The following is an 18,180-nucleotide window of genomic DNA, read 5'->3' as shown; positions in this document are numbered from 1 at the left end:
ATGCGATTGTTATTATGCCTTTTGTTGATGATTGCGGCACCGGTCGCGGCGCGCGAGGTGACCGATAGCGCGGGCCGCGTGGTCGAGGTGCCGGAGCAGGTCGAGCGGGTCTTTGCCGCCGGCCCGCCCGCCGCGATCCTGCTTTACATCCTCAAGCCCGAGGCGATGACCGGTTGGCCGCGCGCACCGCATGAGTATGAGCGGCCCTATCTGGCAGAGCCCTGGCGTGATCTGCCCGAGACCGGGCGACTGACCGGCCGGGGCGGCGAGGCCAATCTTGAGCGGGTTTTGCAGATCGCGCCCGATCTGATCTTCGATTTTGGTTCGGTGCGCGACACTTATGTCGATCTGGCCGACCGAACGCAGGCGCAGACCGGCATTCCTTACGTGCTGATCGACGGACGGTTCGAGAATACGCCCGCCGCGCTGCGGCTCATGGGTGATATCCTCGGCGTGCCGGAGCGGGCGGAGCAGCTGGCAAGCCATGTCGAGCAGGTCTTTGCCCGGATCGACGCGATCCTTGACGATGTGCCCGAGGCGGAGCGCCCGCGCGTCTACCTCGCGCGGGGGCCCGAGGGACTCGAGACCGGCATGAAAGGCTCGATCAACACCGAGATCATCGAGCGCGCGGGCGGGCGCAACGTGGCCGATGACGGGGGCGCGACCCGCGGGCTTGTGCGCGCCTCGATGGAGCAGGTGATCGTCGCAAACCCCGAGATCATAGTGACATGGGATCGCAATTTCTTTGCCTCGGTCTTCGACGATCCGCTCTGGCAGGGGATCGAAGCGGTGCAGGAGGGGCGCGTGCATCTTGCGCCCACGGCACCCTTCGGCTGGATCGACCGGCCGCCTTCGCTCAATCGGATCATGGGGCTGATCTGGATGGCGGGACTGCTTTACCCGGATCGCTGGCAGGGCGATCTGCGCGCCGAGACGCGGGGTTTCTACGAGCTTTACTATCACGTGCGCCTCGACGATCCGGCGCTGGAGAGGCTGCTGGAATGGGCCGAGGGACGACCGCCCGAGTGAGCGCGCCGTCGCTGGCGTGGAGCCTGACCACGGGGTTGGTGGTCGGGCTTGTTGTCCTGTGCTTCGCAGCACTCATGATCGGCCCCTATGGCCTGACACCTGGAGAGGTTCTGGCGGCGCTGATCGGGCGAGGCGAGGCGCAGGCGCAAATCGTGGTGTGGAACATCCGCCTGCCGCGGATCGGTGCGGCGCTCTTGGTGGGGGCGGCTCTGGCGGCGGCGGGGGCGAGTTATCAGGCACTCTTTCGTAATCCCCTCGTGTCGCCGGATATCCTTGGGGTCTCCGCCGGGGCGGGGCTGGGCGCGGTGGCGGGCATCTTCCTGTCGCTGCCGGTGGCGGCCATTCAGGGCGCGGCCTTTGCGGGCGGCATGGCGGCGGTGGGGTTCGTCACGCTGGTCGCAGGGCTGGTGCGCAACACCGACCGCACGCTGACGCTGGTGCTGGTGGGGGTGGTGATCGGGGCACTGGCCGGGGCGGCGACCTCACTCTTGAAGGTGCTGGCCGATCCTTATGACCAATTGCCCGCGATCACCTTCTGGCTTCTGGGGTCGCTCGCCTCGGTCACCTCGGCCGATATCCTGCCTGCGCTGCCCGCCGTGGCCCTCGGCCTCGTGCCGCTGGTGCTGTTGCGGTGGCGGATCAACGTGCTGTCATTGGGCGATGAAGAGGCGCGCGCGCTTGGCGTCGAGGCGGGGCGCACGCGGTTTCTGGTGATTGCGGCGGCCACGCTGATCACCGCGAGTGTGACGGCGCTGGCAGGCGTCGTGGGCTGGGTCGGCCTCGTCATCCCGCATATCGCGCGGATGCTGGTGGGGCCGGGCTTTGGCCGGTTGTTGCCGACCTCGGTACTGATCGGGGCGGGCTATCTGCTGGTGGTGGATACGGCGGCGCGCAGCATTGCGGCGATCGAGGTGCCTTTGGGGATCCTTACGGCGGTGATCGGCGCGCCGTTCTTCGTCTGGCTTTTGGCGCGCGGACGGCGCGGCTGGTCATGAGGCTGGAGGCGCGCGATCTGAGCATCGGCTACGGGCGCGAGGTGGTGGGCAGCAGTCTGACCCTATCGGTCGCGCCGGGCCGGGTAGTGTGCCTGCTTGGGCCGAATGGCTGTGGCAAGACCACGCTTTTCCGCACGCTTCTGGGGCTGTTGCCGCCGCTTGGCGGAGAGGTGCTGCTGGGGGGCGACCCTATCGCGCGGCTCAAGCGAGCCGAGATCGCGCGGCGCATCGCCTATGTACCGCAGGCCCATGCGCCGCCCTTTCCATTCGAGACGCTGGAAGTGGTAATGATGGGGCGCACCGCGCGGCTTGGGGCCTTCGCGCAACCGGGGGCGGCGGACAGGACCGCGGCGCAGGCGGCACTCGACCGTCTGGGGATCGGCGATCTGGCGGCGCGCGATTACTCGCGCCTGTCGGGCGGGCAGCGGCAGTTGGTGCTGATCGCGCGGGCCTTGGCGCAGGCCGCCCCGCTGATCGTGATGGACGAGCCGACCGCGAGCCTCGATTTCGGCAATCAGGCGCAGGTGCTGGCGCAGATCGCGGGGCTGGCGCAAGGGGCCGGGCAGGGCGTGATCCTGTCGACCCATGACCCCGATCAGGCCTTCGCGCTCGGGGCCGACGTGGTGCTGATGAGCGATGGCAGGATCATCGGCAACGGCGCGGCCGAGACGGTGCTGAGCGGTGCGGCGCTGAGCCGGGTCTATGGCCTGCCGGTCGCGGTGGAGATGACGGAGAGCGGGCGGCGCGTCTGTCTGCCCGCGCGGCGCGGCTGACCGGCGCGGCTTTTGCGTGTTTTCAAGGGGCCGCGAAGTTGCTAAGCCCGCGCAGGACAGGCGCATGAGGCGAAAATGACCACGATCAAGCTGCACAACACCCGCACCCGCAAGAAGGAGGAGTTCGCGCCTCTCGATCCCGAGAATGTGCGGATGTATGTCTGTGGGCCGACGGTCTATGACCGGGCGCATCTGGGCAATGCGCGGCCGGTGGTGGTGTTCGACGTGCTCTACCGGCTGTTGCGGCATGTCTACGGTCCGGATCACGTGACCTACGTGCGCAACTTCACTGACGTGGATGACAAGATCAACGCGCGCGCGGCGGAGAGCGGGCGCGCGATTGGCGAGATCACGGCGGAGACGACGCAGTGGTTTCTCGACGACATGGCGGAACTGGGCGCGCTGGAGCCCGACCACATGCCGCGCGCCACGCAATATATCCCGCAGATGGTGGCGATGATCGAGGATTTGATCGCCAAGGGCCACGCCTATGAGGCAGAGGGTCATGTGCTCTTTGCCGTGGATAGTTGGCGTGAGGGCTATGGCAAGCTGTCGGGGCGCACGGTCGATGACATGATCGCGGGCAGCCGCGTCGAGGTCGCGCCCTACAAACGCAACCCGATGGATTTCGTGTTGTGGAAGCCGTCGGATGAGGGGCAGCCGGGGTGGGAGAGCCCGTGGGGGCGGGGCCGGCCCGGCTGGCATATCGAATGTTCGGCAATGGCCTATGAACTGTTGGGCGAGAGTTTCGACATTCACGGCGGCGGAAACGACCTGATGTTCCCCCACCACGAGAACGAGATCGCCCAAAGCTGCTGCGCCCATCCGGAGGGGCAGTTCGCGCGCTACTGGCTGCATAACGAGATGTTGCAGGTCGAGGGAAAGAAGATGTCCAAGAGCCTGGGCAATTTCTTTACCGTGCGGGATTTGCTGGAAACAGGCATGCCCGGCAACAAAGGCGTTCCAGGCCCTGTGATCAGATATGTTTTTCTTTTGACGAACTATCGCAAACCCATGGATTGGCGTCAGGCGTCTGCTGTTTTAGCAAAGAGACGATTGGATATCTGGGCGTCAGAAGTAGCGCATCAGGATCATCTTCGATCAGAGCTTAACAGCGATGTTGAAGCCTTCATTCGATCTTATGTTGATCAGAACATCGTCGATGCTTTGTGTGACGACCTCAATACGTCTTTGGCAATTACTCATTTGATTTCTTTGGCGAAGTCATTGGAGGGTTCTTCGCGAGCGAAATTGTCGAGTGATCAAGTCGAGCAGGCAAACAAAAGGCTCCTGGCTGGATGCGCTTTGCTTGGGATCAACCTGTTTTCGTATGGCGATTTCGAAGACGGTGTCATGCTTCATCCAACTCTTTCGGATGAGGTTATACGGGAACGAATTGTCTCTCTTGTCTGGGAGCGGCAGGATGCCAAGAAGTCAAAGGATTTTGGACGTGCAGATGAAATTCGTGACGCGTTGACAAAAGCTGGAGTGGTGGTGGTTGATACCCCGCAAGGCCCCGAGTGGGATGTTGGTCCCGATTTCGACCCCGCCAAACTGGAGGCGTTGAAGTGATGGGCCGTTCCGCACACCGCCTGTCTGCCGCGCAAGGCCCGACCGCGGGGGGGCGCTGCTCGGGTTGTGGCGCGCGCTTTATGGTGAAGTCTACTTCGACGAGTGTTCGGGTTGCGACGCTGCAGAAGCGCCCGCCCGGGGGGCGGTCGGGCGCTGCGCGGCGGCGCGCCGAGGCGCGCCTTGATTCCGCGCGGGGCCATGTGTTGGGCGTCGCGCTAAACATCCATGCAGCATCGCGCTTGTTGCGCGGCGGGGTGAGGGGCCGGCCCCTCACGCTCCCCGGGATATTTGGGGCCAGAAGAAATAAGGGCTTGGCTGATGGGTAAGGAACGCCTCTACCTTTACGACACCACCCTGCGGGATGGGCAGCAGACGCAGGGCGTCAGCTTTTCCACGCCCGAGAAAGTCCAGATCGCGGAGGCGCTGGACCGGCTGGGCGTCGATTATATCGAGGGTGGCTGGCCCGGCGCGAACCCCACGGACAGCGCCTTTTTCGACGCGGTGCCGCAGACGCGGGCGACGCTGACCGCATTCGGCATGACCAAGCGCGCCGGGCGGTCGGCGGAGAACGATGACGTTCTCGCGGCGGTGATGAATGCCGGGACCAAGGCGGTGTGCCTCGTCGGCAAGACCCATGATTTTCACGTCACCGAGGCACTTGGCATCACGCTGGAGGAAAACATCGAGAACATCGCCCGCTCCGTCGCGCATCTGGTAGGGCAGGGGCGCGAGGCGTTGTTCGATGCCGAGCATTTCTTTGACGGCTACTGTGCCAATCCCGAGTACGCGCTGGAATGTCTGCTCGCGGCCTACAAGGCCGGTGCGCGGTGGGTCGTGCTGTGCGACACCAATGGCGGCACCCTGCCCACCGAGATCGGGCGCATCGTGGGCGCGGTGATCGCCGCCGGTATTCCCGGCGACCGTCTGGGCATCCACACCCATGACGACACCGAGAATGCCGTGGCGGGCAGTCTGGCTGCCGTCGATGCGGGCGCGCGGCAGGTGCAAGGCACATTGAACGGGCTGGGCGAGCGCTGCGGCAATGCCAATCTGACCACGCTCATCCCGACGCTGATGCTGAAACCGCCCTATGCGGACGCCTACGAGATCGGGGTGAGCCGCGAGGGGCTAAAGAGCCTGACGGCGGTGAGCCGGCAATTGGACGAAATCCTCAACCGCGTGCCGCTGCGGCAGGCGGCCTATGTCGGGGCCTCGGCCTTTGCCCACAAGGCGGGGCTGCATGCGAGCGCGATCCTAAAAGATCCCTCGACCTACGAGCATATCGACCCCGAGACCGTGGGCAATGCGCGCATCATCCCGATGTCCAATCAGGCTGGACAGTCGAATCTGCGGCGTCGTCTGGCCGAGGCGGGGATCGAGGTGGCGCCGGGCGATCCGGCGCTGGCGCGGCTTCTGGAGGTGATCAAGGAGCGCGAGGATCAGGGCTATACCTATGACAGCGCGCAGGCGAGTTTCGAAATCCTCGCGCGCAAGGAACTGGGGCAGATGCCGCAGTTCTTCGAGGTGAAGCGCTACAAGGTCACGGTGGAGCGGCGTAAGAACAAGTATGACCGCATGGTGAGCCTGTCGGAGGCGGTGGTCGTCGTGAAGGTCGGTGGTGAGAAGAAGCTGTCGGTGTCGGAGTCGATGGATGCCGAGGGCTGTGACCGGGGGCCGGTCAACGCGTTGGCGCGGGCACTGGCCAAGGATCTCGGGCCCTATCAGGACCAGATCGCCGATATGCACCTGGTGGATTTCAAGGTGCGCATCACCCAAGGCGGCACCGAGGCGGTGACGCGGGTGATCATCGACAGTCAGGACAGCGCCGGGCGGCGTTGGTCGACGGTGGGCGTGAGCCCCAATATCGTCGATGCCAGCTTTGAGGCGCTGCTCGATGCTATCAACTGGAAGCTTGTGCATGAGGGGGCGGTTTGAGCGCTGCGTTTGACGCTGATGTGACCGCCTGTGCCGATCTGCTGCGCCGCGCCGATCCGGCGCGGTTTCAGGCGGCGATGGCGGCGCCGGTGGCGGCGCGTGGGGTGCTGTTTCCGGTCTATGCCTTCAATGTCGAGGTGGCGCGCGCGCCCTGGGTCACGTCCGAGCCGATGATCGCCGAAATGCGCCTGCAATGGTGGGTGGATGCGCTGGAGGAGATCCGCGCGGGCGGCGCGGTGCGGCGGCACGAGGTGGTGACGCCGTTGGCGCGGGTGCTGGATGCGACAGGTGCCGGGTTGCTGAGTGATCTGATCGAGGCGCGGCGGTGGGATCTCGAGCGCGCGCCGTTCGAGGATGAGGACGATTTCACGCGCTATATCGAGGCGACATCGGGCAACCTGATCCGCGCGGCGGCGCGGGCGCTTGGCCCCGCCGAGGAGGACGTGCTGCGCGATGCGGGCTTTGCCCTTGGCCTTGCCAACTGGTTTCGCGCGATCCCGGCACTGGAGGCGGCGGGACGCAAACCTTTGCCGGACGGTCGGCCCGAGGCGGTGCGCATGCTGGCGCGTGAGGGGCTGCGGCGGCTTGCAAAGGCGCGGACGGCGCGCGCGGACGTGTCATCCGCAGCGGCCCCGGCGCTTTTTCCATTGTGGGAGACGGGGCCGGTCCTGCGTGCGGCGATGCGTCGCCCGGCATCGGTCGCCGAAGGCGCGCTTGATCCAGCCCCGGCGCGCAGCAGGTTCGGCCTCATGCTGCGGGCGCTGTCGGGGCGCTGGTAGGGCGCTTAGCCGACGAGGCTGCGCACCTGCGCAAGAATGGCCGGAATCGACGGGCTGTCTTTATTGGCGCGACGCACGACCATCAGGCCGATCAGCAATCCCTGTAACACCTTGGCGGTTCCGATTGTGTCGGTTGGCGGGGTGTCGCTTTGCGCGAGGCATTCGGCGAAGAACGCCTCGACCTTGCCCATGCTGGCATCGACCATTGCCGCGACTTCGGGGTCATGTGGGGCGAGTTCCATGGCGGAATTGATCATCAGACAACCGCCCGGCATCTGCGAATTGCCTTCTGCTGCGACATCGAATGCCGCGAGGATCGCATCTGTTGGGTTGCGCTCATGGAGTAGCTGCTCAATAAAACCGGTGCGGTAGGTGTCATCGTAATGCCGCAGCGCGCGCAGGAAGAGGTCGCGCTTGTTGCCGAACCCGGCATAGAGACTGCGCCGGTTGAGGCCGGTGGCCGATACAAGATCGGCCATCGAAGTGCCCTGATAGCCATGCGCCCAGAAGGCGGTCATGGCAGCCTCCAGCACGGTGGCGTCGTCATAAGACTTTTCCCAGGGCATGATCACTCCGAAAGGGCGGGATACGGACGCGTGGTTAAGGCTTATGCCATCCCCGACACCCTGAACAAGGCTGAGTAATGGGCCTTGAACAAGATGCCGGGTACTTCTCGGGCGATCATCCGCTGGAGCAGTCCGACCGGCCCGGGCCTTGGCGTAAGTGATGGCGCGAAAGCTTGGAGCAATTTAGTCGGGTGTGGAATGATTGGTCAAATAACAAAATAGTGGACGTTGTGTGAAGCAACTAGGGCGTGTGGTCCGGCAAAGGCGGTAAACCGGGCGTGCTCGCGTGCTCGGGGTGATCGCGCACATGGCGGGCCTTGATCGCGCTGGAGGTCTCGCGGCTGCCGTCATGGCTCCAGCCCGGCGGCATGATGCAATAGTTGAGACGCTCGCGCCAAGTCAGCCCCGGCTGCGTGGCATCGCTGAAGATGCCGACCCATTCGTGAAGGGCAACGCGGATCGGATTGAACGTCCCGAGATTGCGGACGAGGCCGTAATCGGGTTTTTCCTCGTCGAGTTCCGGCACGAAGGTTCCAAACATCTTGTCCCAGATGATGAACACGCCCGCATAGTTGCAATCAAGATAGCGCGGGTTGCGCCCGTGATGGACGCGGTGGTGCGAGGGTGTGTTCATTACGGCCTCGAACCAGCGGGGCATGCGCCCGATCGCCTCGGTATGAATCCAGAACTGATAGATGAGGTTGAGCCCGCCGACGAACAGCACCATTGCCGGGTGAAACCCCAGCACGATGAGCGGCGCGCGAACCACCATCATGAAGGTGAAGGTGCCGGTCCATGTCTGTCGCAGCGCCGTGGTCAGGTTGTAATGCTGCGAGGAATGGTGATTCACATGCGACGCCCAGACCCAGCGGATGCGGTGCCCGAAACGGTGCACCCAGTAATAGCGCAGGTCGTCGAGCACGAAGCAGAGCGCGATCGTGGCGATTGAGGTGCCCAGATCAATTGGCGTGATCTCCCACAGCAGCATGAAGAAGCCGTAGGCGACAAAGCCCAGCAGGATGCCGGAGGCCACGTTGCCCGCCCCCATGATGAGCGAGGTGAGCGCGTCGCGCGTCTCGTAGCGCCCGCCGCGGCCCTTGATGACGATCCACAGGAGTTCGGCGAGAATGGCGGCGATGAAGAGCGGCACCGCCCAGTTCACCACGTCAGGAAAGGTGATCATGTCGGTCATGCGGTCTCCTTCAGCGTGTCTTGCCACGCGGCGGCCTCATCTGGATCAAGGGCAATGTGAATGCATGGCGCGGTATAGTCAGGCAGGTCTAGGCGAAGACCGCTGCTCGTTGCGGTAAGCCGCGCGCCGGTAAGGTAACGCGCGGTGGTGTCCGCGCCCATCGGCCAGACCACGCCGCGCCCGGTCTCGGTTGCGATCAGGGCGGCGAACCGGTTGTCGCAAAGCGTGACATGGATCGGCGCGTCGGTGGGAAACTCCCGCAGCCAAGCGGCCCGTGCCGCCGCCACATCCGGCAGTGTCGCCCGGCGCGAGAGGCCAAGCAGATGCAGCAGCACCGCGATGCCCGCGATGCCCAAGGTGACCATCGGCAACAGGATGCTCAGCGGCATGCTCTCTCCCTTCGTTGCGAACTTAGCCGAACCCAGGACGTATTTGTCAAAGGTGGCGTTACGTCACCGGCGCGCGGCGGCGCCCTTCGCGCCAGACCAGAAGACCGGCCCCGCAGAGCACGACCGCCGCCCCGGTGACCGAGACCCAATCGGGCCAGACGCCGAAGATCACCCCGTCATAGAGCGCGGCAAAGACCAGCGCGGTGTAGAAGAACGGCGCCACATAGCTCGCATCGCCCCGTGCCATTGCATTGACGAAGCAGGCTTGGGCAAGGGCCATCAAAAGGCCGATACCCGCCAATGCGGCCCATTGCGCGGGCGTGGGCGCGGCCCAGACCCAGATCACGGCAAGGGTCGCGATGCTCAGACCGATGGCGTTGTTGATCAGCAGGATCTGCCACGGCCCTTCGCGCCCCGACAGGCGCTTGATGAAGATAAGCTCGGCCCCGAGGCACATCGCCGCGCCAAGCGCCAGAAGTGCTCCGGGCGCGATCGCGCCGCTGCCCGGTCGCATCAGGATCGCGGCCCCGGCAAGGCCGATGGCGGCGGCGCACCAGCGGATCGGCCCGACCCTCTCGCCCAGGAGCGGGATAGCGAGCATCATTCCAAAGACCGGGTTGAGAAAGCTGATCGCCGTGGCATCCGACAGCGGGATGAAGGCGGCGGCGGCGAACATCAGCGTGACCCCGGCCCAGCCGAAGCAGGAGCGCTTGGCATGGGTTGCGAGATCGGGACGGTTGAAACGCGGGCGGATCAGCGCCGTCATCGTGGCGATGGCCAGAAAGGCAAAGAGAAACCGCCCGTGGCTGACCTGTAGCGCATGCAGCGGGGGGCCGAGCGCCTGCGTTCCGAGCGCCTTGGCCAGCAGTGTCGTACCTGCAAGCAATGCGGCGGCCAGAAGCGTGAGCAGGGCGGCAAGGCCGGGATTGGGGGCACGTGGCGTGAACATGCGCGCAGCTTTGCCGTGCCGCATATCGGGCTGCAAGCGGTAACAGCCTGCCACCCACCAACAAATTCGCGTGTGCCATTGCCGGAAAACGACGCCATGTCGCGCCCGGTCGTGCAGGCCATCCGGTTTCATGCGAGCGAAACGCAAAACCATCCAAGATCCAAGACATGCATGACCGCCGAATTCCCGAATGGCTCCGCCACGCGCCCACCCCCTCGGTTCGGGGGTTCGCCCTGCTTGCGGGCACCGAGGCGATGGCGCGTGGCATCCTGATTTCGGTCATGCCGCTGGAGATGTACCGCGCGTTGCGCGATGCGGCGCTGGTGTCGGAGGTGTATTTCCTCGTCGGATTTCTGTCGCTGGCCACGGGGCTGATGGTGCCGTTTGCAACGCGCCATGTGCCGCGCCGCTGGATCTACGTGATGGGGTGCGCGATGTTCGCGGGCGGCGCGGGGATGGGCGCGCAGGGTGGCGCGCTCGGCATGATCGCGGCGCTCGCGCTGATGACGGCGGCGACGGTCATGGTGTTCGTGTGTTTCAACGCCTATGTGCTCGATTTCATCGCCAAATCCGATCTTGGCCGCTGCGAGACCTCGCGCATGTTCTACAGTGCGGCGGGCTGGACGGTGGGGCCATGGCTGGGCGTCGCTCTTCTCGGGCTGTGGCGACCGCTGCCATTTTTGATCGCCGGAGTGGCGGCCTGCGCGATGATGGCGCTTTTCCTCTACATGCGGCTTGGCAATGGGCGGCTGATCACCCGCGCGCGCGCCCCGGCACCCAATCCGCTGGCGTGGCTGCCGCGATTTTTCGCGCAGCCGCGGCTGGTGGCGGGCTGGGTTTTCGCGGTGATCCGCTCCTGTGGCTGGTGGGCCTATGTGGTCTATCTACCGATCTTCGCGGTGCAGCAGGGTTTGGGCGAGGATCTGGGCGGCATGCTGCTCTCGGCCTCGAACGGGATGCTGTTCGTGACGCCATTGATGCTGCGCTGGATGCAGCGCCGCTCGATCCGGCGGGCGGTGCGGGTGGGGTTCGCGGTGTCGGGGCTGCTCTTCGTGCTGGGGGCCGTGGCGAGCGGCTGGCCCTGGGCGACGGTCGCGGGACTGGCGCTCGCGTCGGTGTTTTTGGTGCTCCTCGATGTGTCGGCGGGGCTGCCGTTCCTGATGGCGGTGAAACCGTCTGAGCGCACGGAGATGTCGGCGATCTATGCCAGTTTCCGCGATGTCTCGGGGATCATGACGCCGGGGGCGGCCTGGCTGGTGCTTCTGGTGGCCCCCTTGCCGGGAATTTTCGCGCTGGCCGGTGTTGGCCTTTTGACCTGCTGGCATCTGGCGCGGCACCTGCATCCAAGGCTGGGCGCGGCGCGCGTCACGGTGCAGGCCGCCCCGCCATGCGACATTCCGCTTTCCCTGACGCGCGAAACGGGCTAAGACGCCGCTCATGATTACCAGCGCGACATATGCTCCGATCCGACGCCGACGCACCCGCGTCTGACGTCCCGTCCCCTCGTGATCCCGGCGCAGAGCGCGCCAATTCCCCCAAAAGATTGACTTGGCCCCGCCCTTGCGGCACTCAAAGGGCCTCTTGTTGACAAGGAACCTGCCATGATCCCGTCGATCCTGCCGACTTATAACCGCGCGCCGCTTTCATTCGTGAAGGGCGAGGGCGCCTGGCTGATCGAGGCCGATGGTCGACGTTTTCTCGATCTGGGCGCAGGGATCGCCGTCAATGCCATGGGGCACGCGCATCCCGCACTGGTGGCGGCGCTGACCGAGCAGGCGGGCAAGCTGTGGCATACCTCGAACCTCTACCAGATCCCCAAGCAGCAGGAGCTGGCCGACCGGCTGGTCGAGGCAACGTTTGCCGATACGGTGTTTTTCACCAATTCCGGCACCGAATCCTGCGAGTTGGCGGTCAAGATGGCGCGCAAGTTCTTCTACGATGCAGGCCAACCGGAGAGGACCGATATCATCGCCTTTGGCGGCTCGTTCCATGGCCGGTCCTCTGCGGGCATCGCGGCTGCCGGGTCTGAGAAGATGACCAAGGGCTTCGGGCCGCTTCTGCCGGGGTTCAAACATGTGCCCTGGGGCGACCACGAGGCGTTCCACGCCGCCATCGACGACAATACCGCCGCCATCCTGATCGAGCCGGTGCAGGGCGAGGGCGGCATTCGTCCGCTGCCCGATCCATGCCTCAAGGGGCTGCGCGATCTCTGCGATGAGAAAGGCATCCTGCTGATCCTTGACGAGGTGCAATGCGGGGTGGGGCGCACGGGCCGGCTTTTTGCGCATGAATGGGCAGGCGTTGCGCCCGATATCATGATGGTCGCCAAGGGCATCGGCGGCGGTTTTCCCCTCGGCGCGGTGCTGGCCACGGAGCGCGCCGCGTCGGGCATGGGGGCTGGCACGCATGGCTCCACCTATGGCGGCAATCCTTTGGGCTGTGCCGTGGGTTGCGCGGTGATGGAGCATGTGGCCACGCCCGAATTCCTCGGTGAGGTCAACCGCAAGGCCGGGCTGATGCGGCAGCGTCTGGAGGGGTTGGTCGCGGCACATCCGGATGTCTTTGTCGGCGTGCGGGGGCTGGGACTGATGCTTGGGCTGGAATGCAAAGCCGCCAACACGGATGTGGTCAAGGCAGGCTATGACGCGCTGGTCGTCACAGTACCCGCCGCCGACAACGTGATCCGCCTGCTGCCACCTCTGACCATCACGGATGACGAGATCGCCGAAGCGATCACCCGCCTGGACGCCGCCGCAATCGCAGTGGAAACCGCCTGAGCTTCTTTTTGGCCGAAATACTCCGGGGGTTTGGGGGCTGGCCCCCAAATGACCTGCAATGAAAAAAGCGAAACATGACATGACTCATTTCCTCGACATTCACAAAACCGATCTGGCCGAATTGCGGGCGATCATAGATCAGGCGCGCCAGATGAAAGACGCACGCAACGGTCATCCGCGCGGCACGCCCGATTCTGAACAGCCCCTCGCAGGCCGCATGGTGGCGCTGATCTTCGAGAAGCCCTCGACGCGCACCCGTGTCTCGTTCGATGTGGGCGTGCGGCAGATGGGCGGTCAGACCATGGTGCTGTCGGGGGCTGACATGCAGTTGGGCCATGGCGAGACGATCGCGGATACGGCGCGGGTGCTCTCGCGCTATGTCGACATGATCATGATCCGCACTTTTGATGAATCCGTGCTGCTGGAAATGGCCGAATATTCCGACGTGCCGGTGATCAACGGGCTGACCGACCGCACCCATCCCTGCCAGATCATGGCCGATATCCTGACCTATGAGGAACATCGCGGGCCGATCACCGGCAAGAAGGTGGTCTGGTCAGGCGACGGCAACAATGTCTGCGCGTCCTTCCTGCATGCCGCCGGGCAGTTCGGGTTCGACCTGACCTTTACCGGGCCGATGCAGCTTGATCCTGAGCCTGAATTCATTGGCCTTGCGCGCAAGGTGGGCAGCACCATCACCATCGAACGCGACCCCGCCAAGGCGGTCGAGGGCGCCGATCTGATTGTCACCGACACATGGGTCAGCATGCATGACAGCCAGTCCACTAAGGAGCGCCGCCACAACATGCTGCGGCCCTATCAGGTCAATGACAGGCTGATGGCGCAGGCGAAACCGGACGCGCTCTTCATGCATTGCCTGCCCGCGCACCGGGGCGAGGAGGTGACGTCCGAGGTGATGGACGGGCCGTCCTCGGTGATTTTCGACGAGGCCGAGAACCGCCTGCATGCGCAAAAGGCGATCATGCGCTGGACGCTTGGGGTGTGACGGGAGATCCTCCGGTCGAGCCGGAGGATGACGTTGGTCTTGTGCTGTCGTCGCCCTCTGGCCTGAGCCCATGGTTGCGCGGGTGCTTGCAATTTATCGTTTTGCGGCCTAGGCTTACCTCGTTTCGTTAGCGGTATCGGAGGGCGGATGGGCAAGGCGCAGATTGGGGTCTACGGGCTTGGCACCATGGGCAGCGCTCTGGCGCTCAACATGGCGGAGCACGGGTTTGACGTCGCCGTGACCAACCGCGAGGCTGACTGGATCGCGCCCTTCATGACAGAGGCCGGAGATCTGGCGGCGTGCCTGCAATCTTTCGAGGATTTACAAGGGTTTATAGCGGCTCTTGCCACCCCGCGCATCATCCTGTTCATGATCCCGTCGGGGGCACCGATGGACGAGATGCTGGAGCGGATCACGCCGCTACTGGAGCCCGGCGATATCGTGATCGACGGCGGCAATGCCGATTTTCACGACACCCGAAGGCGGGTCGGTAAACTGTCGGTATTGCGTCTGTATTACGTCGGTCTCGGGGTTTCGGGCGGCGAGGCGGGTGCGCGGCACGGTCCGTCGATGATGATGGGCGGCAGCGCCGAGGCCTGGGCGCGGATCGCGCCCATCCTCACCGCCATCGCCGCGCGCCACGAGGGCAGCCCCTGCGTGGCGCATCTTGGCCCCGACGGGGCCGGGCATTTCGTCAAGACCGTGCATAACGGCATTGAATATGCCGACATGCAGGTGATCGCGGAACTCTACAGCCTGATGCGCAACGGGCTGGCGCTGCCGCCCGCCGAGATCGGCGCGCTGTTCGAGGCGTGGAATGCCGGGCCGCTGCGCTCTTACCTGGTGGAGATCACCGCCAAGCTGTTGAGCTATGCCGACCCTGAGACCGGGCATCCGATGATCGACGTGATCAAGGATGCCGCCGGTCAAAAAGGCACCGGGCGCTGGAGCGTGATCGAGGCGCAGCGCATGGGGCAATCGGCGAGCATGATTGAGGCGGCCGTGGGCGCGCGCAGTTGGTCTTCGGAGAAAGACACGCGGCAGGCGGCGGAGGCGGTTCTTGGCGGTGCGGTTGGCGCAGTCGATGCCAGCCCCGAGGTTCTGGCCGAGGCATTTCTGGCGGCGCGCATTCTGGCGCACGCGCAGGGGTTTCGGGTGCTGGCGGCGGCGTCGGAGGAGTACGACTGGTCGCTCGATTTTGCGACGATCGCGCGGGTCTGGCGAGCGGGGTGTATCATCCGCTCTGCGCTTCTGGACGAGATCGCGGTCGCCTGTGAGGGCGATCTGCCGGAGGGTCAGCTGATCCTCGATCCCGGTCTGGCGCAGACCCTTGCGCGCTGTGTGCCCGCGTTGCGGCAGGTGGTGTGCAGCGCGGTGCATGGCGGGCATCCGGTGCCCGCGCTGAGCGCCGGGCTGGCGTGGTATGACAGCATGCGATTGGGCCATGGCAGCGCCAACATGATCCAGGCGCAGCGCGACATGTTCGGGCATCACGGATTCGAGAGGCTGGGGCAGGCGGGGCGGCATCACGGGCCGTGGTGGGACTGAACCGGGCCGGGTATCTGAGTATTTTTGGCAAGATGAAGGGCAGTGGTCACTCGGTCAGGTAGCGTTCGAGCACGATGGCGGGCATCGCGCCGCGCAGCATCATGTCGGGCAGCACGTAAGAAGGCGCCATGTCGAGGCCGAGGCTGCGGGCAAGGGCAGCGTCGGAGCCGATGTCGAAGACCGCGACGCGAAATCCCAGCCGTTGGGCGAGTGTGCGCAACTCGTCCTCAGCGCGGGTGCAGTCGGGGCAATCTTTTGCGGTGAAGAAGGCCAGCCGCGTCGGGGCATCGGTTGGGCCGAAGCCGGGTTGGGCCGGGTCGAAGAGCTGTGGCGCGGCTTGGTCGAGGGTGGCACGATCGCGCTCGGCCTCTTCGCCGTAGAGGTCGGGGGCGGGGCGCGACAGGCCGGTGATTTCCGACAGCAATTCGGGCGTGGCGATCAGCACCTCGCGGATCGCGCTGCCAAGGGGCGGGCGCGATTGCGCGCCGATGTCTTGTGCCGTCGCAGCATATGGCAGCAGCAGCCCCCCGAGGAGGGCCGCGCCGAAAAGACGGGGGAGCATTTGAGTTATTGCGTGCGAATGTCGTTGGCGATGTCCTGCATCGCGTCCTGCGGCAGGAAGCCGCGCAGCATCTGGTCGCCCATCACGAAAGACGGCGTGCCGCTGATCTGGAGCCGCTGGCCGAGCGCGTGGTTGGCGGCGATCACCTCGGTCACGGCCTCGCTGTCCATCGCCGCGACGATGGCGTTGGCGTCGAGCCCGAGCGAGTCGGCCAGACGGGTGAAGCCGGTGTCGTTCATCGCGCCGTTATAGGCCATCAGCGCGTCATGCACGGATTTGTAGGCCTCGTCGCCGGCGACCTGCTGGGTGGCGATGGCAAAGCGCGAGGCCAGCACCGAGTCTTCGCCCAGAATGGGGAACTCCTTGACGATGAAGCGGATATTTCCGTCGTCTTCGAGCAGGCCGTTGACCTGATCCACGGCGCGGCGGCAATAGCCGCAGCGGTAATCCATGAACTCGACAAGGGTGATGTCGCCCTCGGGGTTGCCGCCGACCCAGGAATGACCGTCGTTGAAGATCGCGTCGGCATTGGCGCGCACGAGGTCGACATCAGCCTGGGCCTGGCCCTGGGCCTGACGTTCTTCGAGGACGGCCACGGCTTCCATGATCACTTCGGGGTTTTCCAGAAGGTAGGCGCGGATTTCGGCGTGCAGCGTGGCGCGCTCGGCCTCGGTCAGGTTGTCGAGATCGAGGGCCTGTGCGGGCAGGGCCAAGGGCAGGCTGAGGGCGGCGGCGGTGACAAGGCTTCGAATCACTGGGTCATACTCCGTTATTCTGCGGCTTTGGCCGCGTGTAGCACATCCTGCGCGCGCTGCCATGCGGCAGAGCCACGGGGAAGCAGGCCGGAGGCGCGTTCGGCGTGGATTTTAGCATCTTTGAGCCGCCCCGCCATCGCATAACGCTCTGCGGTGAGTACCGAGGCCATGCCGTTATTGCCGAGCCGGGCCTGCGCCTGTGCGAGGTCACGCAATACGCGGAAGTCGCGACCATCGCGGCTGCGGGCGGATTCGAGGAATTGTGCGGCCTTCTGCACCTGTCCGTCGGCCAGCAGCGCGCGCCCGTAGGAGCCGAGGATCAGCGCGTTGCGCGGCGCGAGATTGGTGGCCCGGGCATAGGCGGCGACGGCGGGCTTGATCTGGCGGCTTTCCATCAGGATCTGCCCGCGCAATTCATGCAGGAAGGGATCGTCGGGGCGGCGGGCCACGGCCCCGTCAATCGCTTTGAGCGCACGGCGCAGGTCGGCATTGCGGTGATGGGCGATGGCCTGGCGCATCAGCTTGATGTCCTCGTAGCCATATTCGCCGGCGCGGGTGAGGGTCCATTTCGGTGAGCGCTGAAAGGCCGAGAGCTTGGATTTTGCGCGGGCGAACCAATAGGTCGCCTCGGGGTCGGGTGCGACGGTTCTGGATTGCGCATCCGCGAGCGCGCGCACCCGGCGGTAGCGGTCGCGCGACAGGGGGTGCGTGCGCGCATAGGCATCCTGACGCGAGGCCGCGAGCGATTCCTGTCCGCGAAAGAGATCCATCACCTGCACCGCACCGTTGAGATCGATCCCGGCGGAGTGGAGAAAGCGCATACCGCTCGAATCGGCGGCGTTCTCTTCGGCGCGGGTATGGGCGAAGAAGCTGCGCATCGCCGCCCCCTGAATGCCCGCCGCAGCGCCGGCGGCAAATCCGCCACTGCCGGTCGCCGCCCCGGCGACGGCGGCGAGTGCGGTGCCGAGGGCGGCGGCATTGCGCGCGTTGCGGGCATTGATCGGGCGACGCATCAGGTGGCCATTGGCGATATGCGCGGCCTCGTGGGCGATCACCGATTGCAGCATGGCGGGGCTGTCCATACGCAACAGCAGGCCGGAATGGATGAAGATGCTGTCGGCGTCGATCACGAAGGCGTTCATGTTGGGCGCGTCGATCACCATGATATCGACCCGGTCGGGGTTGAGCCCGGCTGCGCGCAGCACCGGCGCACCGAGCGCGCGCAGCGCATGTTCGATATCGGGATCGCGCAGCAGGGTCACCGCACGGGCCGGGACCGCGAGGGTGATGCTCAGGATCAGCGAGATCGCGAGAAATCGGAGGAGCTGCATTGACCTGACCTGCCTTTCGACG

Annotated in this window: 17 protein-coding genes; 10 read left to right on the top strand and 7 right to left on the bottom strand. The window is 65.2% G+C overall.

The window, feature by feature from the left end; genetic code table 11:
- Positions 1 to 27 precede the first annotated feature (27 nt).
- The 6 genes from PVU19_RS09935 to PVU19_RS09910 all read left to right on the top strand — a co-directional run bounded on the left by PVU19_RS09935 (position 28) and on the right by PVU19_RS09910 (position 7,083).
- Complete coding sequence (locus tag PVU19_RS09935) at positions 28 to 1,029, top strand: iron ABC transporter substrate-binding protein (RefSeq protein WP_235575701.1); 1,002 nt, start codon at positions 28 to 30, stop codon at positions 1,027 to 1,029.
- Complete coding sequence (locus PVU19_RS09930) at positions 1,002 to 2,024, top strand: FecCD family ABC transporter permease (protein WP_050661902.1); 1,023 nt, start codon at positions 1,002 to 1,004, stop codon at positions 2,022 to 2,024. The genes PVU19_RS09935 and PVU19_RS09930 overlap by 28 nt, the downstream gene beginning before the upstream one ends.
- Complete coding sequence (locus PVU19_RS09925; protein WP_050661903.1) at positions 2,021 to 2,797, top strand: ABC transporter ATP-binding protein; 777 nt, start codon at positions 2,021 to 2,023, stop codon at positions 2,795 to 2,797. The genes PVU19_RS09930 and PVU19_RS09925 overlap by 4 nt, the downstream gene beginning before the upstream one ends.
- A 75-nt stretch (positions 2,798 to 2,872) precedes the next feature.
- Positions 2,873 to 4,369: a cysteine--tRNA ligase gene (gene cysS, locus PVU19_RS09920; protein ID WP_050661904.1), complete on the top strand. Its 1,497-nt coding sequence runs from the start codon at positions 2,873 to 2,875 to the stop codon at positions 4,367 to 4,369.
- 318 nt (positions 4,370 to 4,687) lie between these two features.
- Positions 4,688 to 6,304, top strand: coding sequence for a citramalate synthase (gene cimA / locus PVU19_RS09915; RefSeq protein ID WP_050661905.1), 1,617 nt, complete (start codon positions 4,688 to 4,690; stop codon positions 6,302 to 6,304).
- Positions 6,301 to 7,083, top strand: a complete 783-nt coding sequence (locus tag PVU19_RS09910; protein WP_050661906.1) for a squalene/phytoene synthase family protein — start codon at positions 6,301 to 6,303, stop codon at positions 7,081 to 7,083. Before cimA ends, PVU19_RS09910 begins: the two co-directional genes overlap by 4 nt.
- Before the next feature lie 5 nt (positions 7,084 to 7,088).
- On the opposite strand, the gene PVU19_RS09905 is transcribed toward PVU19_RS09910, so the two are convergent.
- From PVU19_RS09905 to PVU19_RS09890, 4 genes are all read right to left on the bottom strand, one after another.
- Positions 7,089 to 7,649, bottom strand: a complete 561-nt coding sequence (locus tag PVU19_RS09905; RefSeq protein ID WP_050661907.1) for a TetR/AcrR family transcriptional regulator — start codon at positions 7,647 to 7,649, stop codon at positions 7,089 to 7,091.
- Between the two features lie 241 nt (positions 7,650 to 7,890).
- Complete coding sequence (locus tag PVU19_RS09900; protein WP_050661908.1) at positions 7,891 to 8,841, bottom strand: sterol desaturase family protein; 951 nt, start codon at positions 8,839 to 8,841, stop codon at positions 7,891 to 7,893.
- Entirely contained in the window at positions 8,838 to 9,230 is a 393-nt protein-coding gene (locus tag PVU19_RS09895) for a hypothetical protein (protein WP_050661909.1), read from the bottom strand. Before PVU19_RS09895 ends, PVU19_RS09900 begins: the two co-directional genes overlap by 4 nt.
- A 58-nt stretch (positions 9,231 to 9,288) precedes the next feature.
- On the bottom strand, positions 9,289 to 10,179 hold the full coding sequence (locus PVU19_RS09890) for a DMT family transporter (protein WP_050661937.1): 891 nt from the start codon (positions 10,177 to 10,179) through the stop codon (positions 9,289 to 9,291).
- 167 nt (positions 10,180 to 10,346) lie between these two features.
- Between PVU19_RS09890 and PVU19_RS09885 the strand changes: the two genes are divergently transcribed.
- The 4 genes from PVU19_RS09885 to gndA all read left to right on the top strand — a co-directional run bounded on the left by PVU19_RS09885 (position 10,347) and on the right by gndA (position 15,510).
- Complete coding sequence (locus PVU19_RS09885) at positions 10,347 to 11,606, top strand: MFS transporter (protein ID WP_050661910.1); 1,260 nt, start codon at positions 10,347 to 10,349, stop codon at positions 11,604 to 11,606.
- A 174-nt stretch (positions 11,607 to 11,780) separates the two neighbouring features.
- Positions 11,781 to 12,956: an aspartate aminotransferase family protein gene (locus tag PVU19_RS09880; RefSeq protein ID WP_050661911.1), complete on the top strand. Its 1,176-nt coding sequence runs from the start codon at positions 11,781 to 11,783 to the stop codon at positions 12,954 to 12,956.
- Between the two features lie 79 nt (positions 12,957 to 13,035).
- Positions 13,036 to 13,962, top strand: coding sequence for an ornithine carbamoyltransferase (gene argF, locus PVU19_RS09875; RefSeq protein ID WP_050661938.1), 927 nt, complete (start codon positions 13,036 to 13,038; stop codon positions 13,960 to 13,962).
- A 147-nt stretch (positions 13,963 to 14,109) separates the two neighbouring features.
- The gene (gene gndA / locus PVU19_RS09870) at positions 14,110 to 15,510 is read left to right on the top strand and encodes an NADP-dependent phosphogluconate dehydrogenase (protein WP_050661912.1); all 1,401 of its coding nucleotides are present in this window, start codon (positions 14,110 to 14,112) and stop codon (positions 15,508 to 15,510) included.
- 46 nt (positions 15,511 to 15,556) lie between these two features.
- Here gndA and PVU19_RS09865 read toward each other — a convergent pair whose 3' ends face one another.
- Genes PVU19_RS09865 through PVU19_RS09855 form a run of 3 tightly spaced genes read right to left on the bottom strand, consistent with a single transcriptional unit; the run spans position 15,557 to position 18,158 of the window.
- Positions 15,557 to 16,072, bottom strand: a complete 516-nt coding sequence (locus tag PVU19_RS09865) for a thioredoxin domain-containing protein (RefSeq protein WP_162838253.1) — start codon at positions 16,070 to 16,072, stop codon at positions 15,557 to 15,559.
- Positions 16,073 to 16,077: 5 nt separating this feature from the next.
- Positions 16,078 to 16,824, bottom strand: a complete 747-nt coding sequence (locus PVU19_RS09860; RefSeq protein WP_235575707.1) for a DsbA family protein — start codon at positions 16,822 to 16,824, stop codon at positions 16,078 to 16,080.
- Positions 16,825 to 16,841: 17 nt separating this feature from the next.
- The gene (locus PVU19_RS09855) at positions 16,842 to 18,158 is read right to left on the bottom strand and encodes a M48 family metalloprotease (protein WP_050661914.1); all 1,317 of its coding nucleotides are present in this window, start codon (positions 18,156 to 18,158) and stop codon (positions 16,842 to 16,844) included.
- Between the last annotated feature and the right edge of the window lie 22 nt (positions 18,159 to 18,180).

It is taken from the genome of Roseovarius tolerans (assembly GCF_028885395.1).
Classification (GTDB): domain Bacteria; phylum Pseudomonadota; class Alphaproteobacteria; order Rhodobacterales; family Rhodobacteraceae; genus Roseovarius; species Roseovarius tolerans.
This window is presented reverse-complemented; position numbering and strand designations above follow the sequence as displayed.

Coding starts and splice junctions, on each gene's coding strand:
- PVU19_RS09935 (WP_235575701.1), top strand. CDS start 28: ATGATTGCGGCACCGGTCGCGGCGCGCGAGGTGACCGATAGCGCGGGC.
- PVU19_RS09930 (WP_050661902.1), top strand. CDS start 1,002: ATGGGCCGAGGGACGACCGCCCGAGTGAGCGCGCCGTCGCTGGCGTGG.
- PVU19_RS09925 (WP_050661903.1), top strand. CDS start 2,021: ATGAGGCTGGAGGCGCGCGATCTGAGCATCGGCTACGGGCGCGAGGTG.
- cysS (WP_050661904.1), top strand. CDS start 2,873: ATGACCACGATCAAGCTGCACAACACCCGCACCCGCAAGAAGGAGGAG.
- cimA (WP_050661905.1), top strand. CDS start 4,688: ATGGGTAAGGAACGCCTCTACCTTTACGACACCACCCTGCGGGATGGG.
- PVU19_RS09905 (WP_050661907.1), bottom strand. CDS start 7,649: ATGCCCTGGGAAAAGTCTTATGACGACGCCACCGTGCTGGAGGCTGCC.
- PVU19_RS09900 (WP_050661908.1), bottom strand. CDS start 8,841: ATGACCGACATGATCACCTTTCCTGACGTGGTGAACTGGGCGGTGCCG.
- PVU19_RS09895 (WP_050661909.1), bottom strand. CDS start 9,230: ATGCCGCTGAGCATCCTGTTGCCGATGGTCACCTTGGGCATCGCGGGC.
- PVU19_RS09890 (WP_050661937.1), bottom strand. CDS start 10,179: ATGTTCACGCCACGTGCCCCCAATCCCGGCCTTGCCGCCCTGCTCACG.
- PVU19_RS09885 (WP_050661910.1), top strand. CDS start 10,347: ATGCATGACCGCCGAATTCCCGAATGGCTCCGCCACGCGCCCACCCCC.
- PVU19_RS09880 (WP_050661911.1), top strand. CDS start 11,781: ATGATCCCGTCGATCCTGCCGACTTATAACCGCGCGCCGCTTTCATTC.
- argF (WP_050661938.1), top strand. CDS start 13,036: ATGACTCATTTCCTCGACATTCACAAAACCGATCTGGCCGAATTGCGG.
- gndA (WP_050661912.1), top strand. CDS start 14,110: ATGGGCAAGGCGCAGATTGGGGTCTACGGGCTTGGCACCATGGGCAGC.
- PVU19_RS09865 (WP_162838253.1), bottom strand. CDS start 16,072: ATGCTCCCCCGTCTTTTCGGCGCGGCCCTCCTCGGGGGGCTGCTGCTG.
- PVU19_RS09855 (WP_050661914.1), bottom strand. CDS start 18,158: ATGCAGCTCCTCCGATTTCTCGCGATCTCGCTGATCCTGAGCATCACC.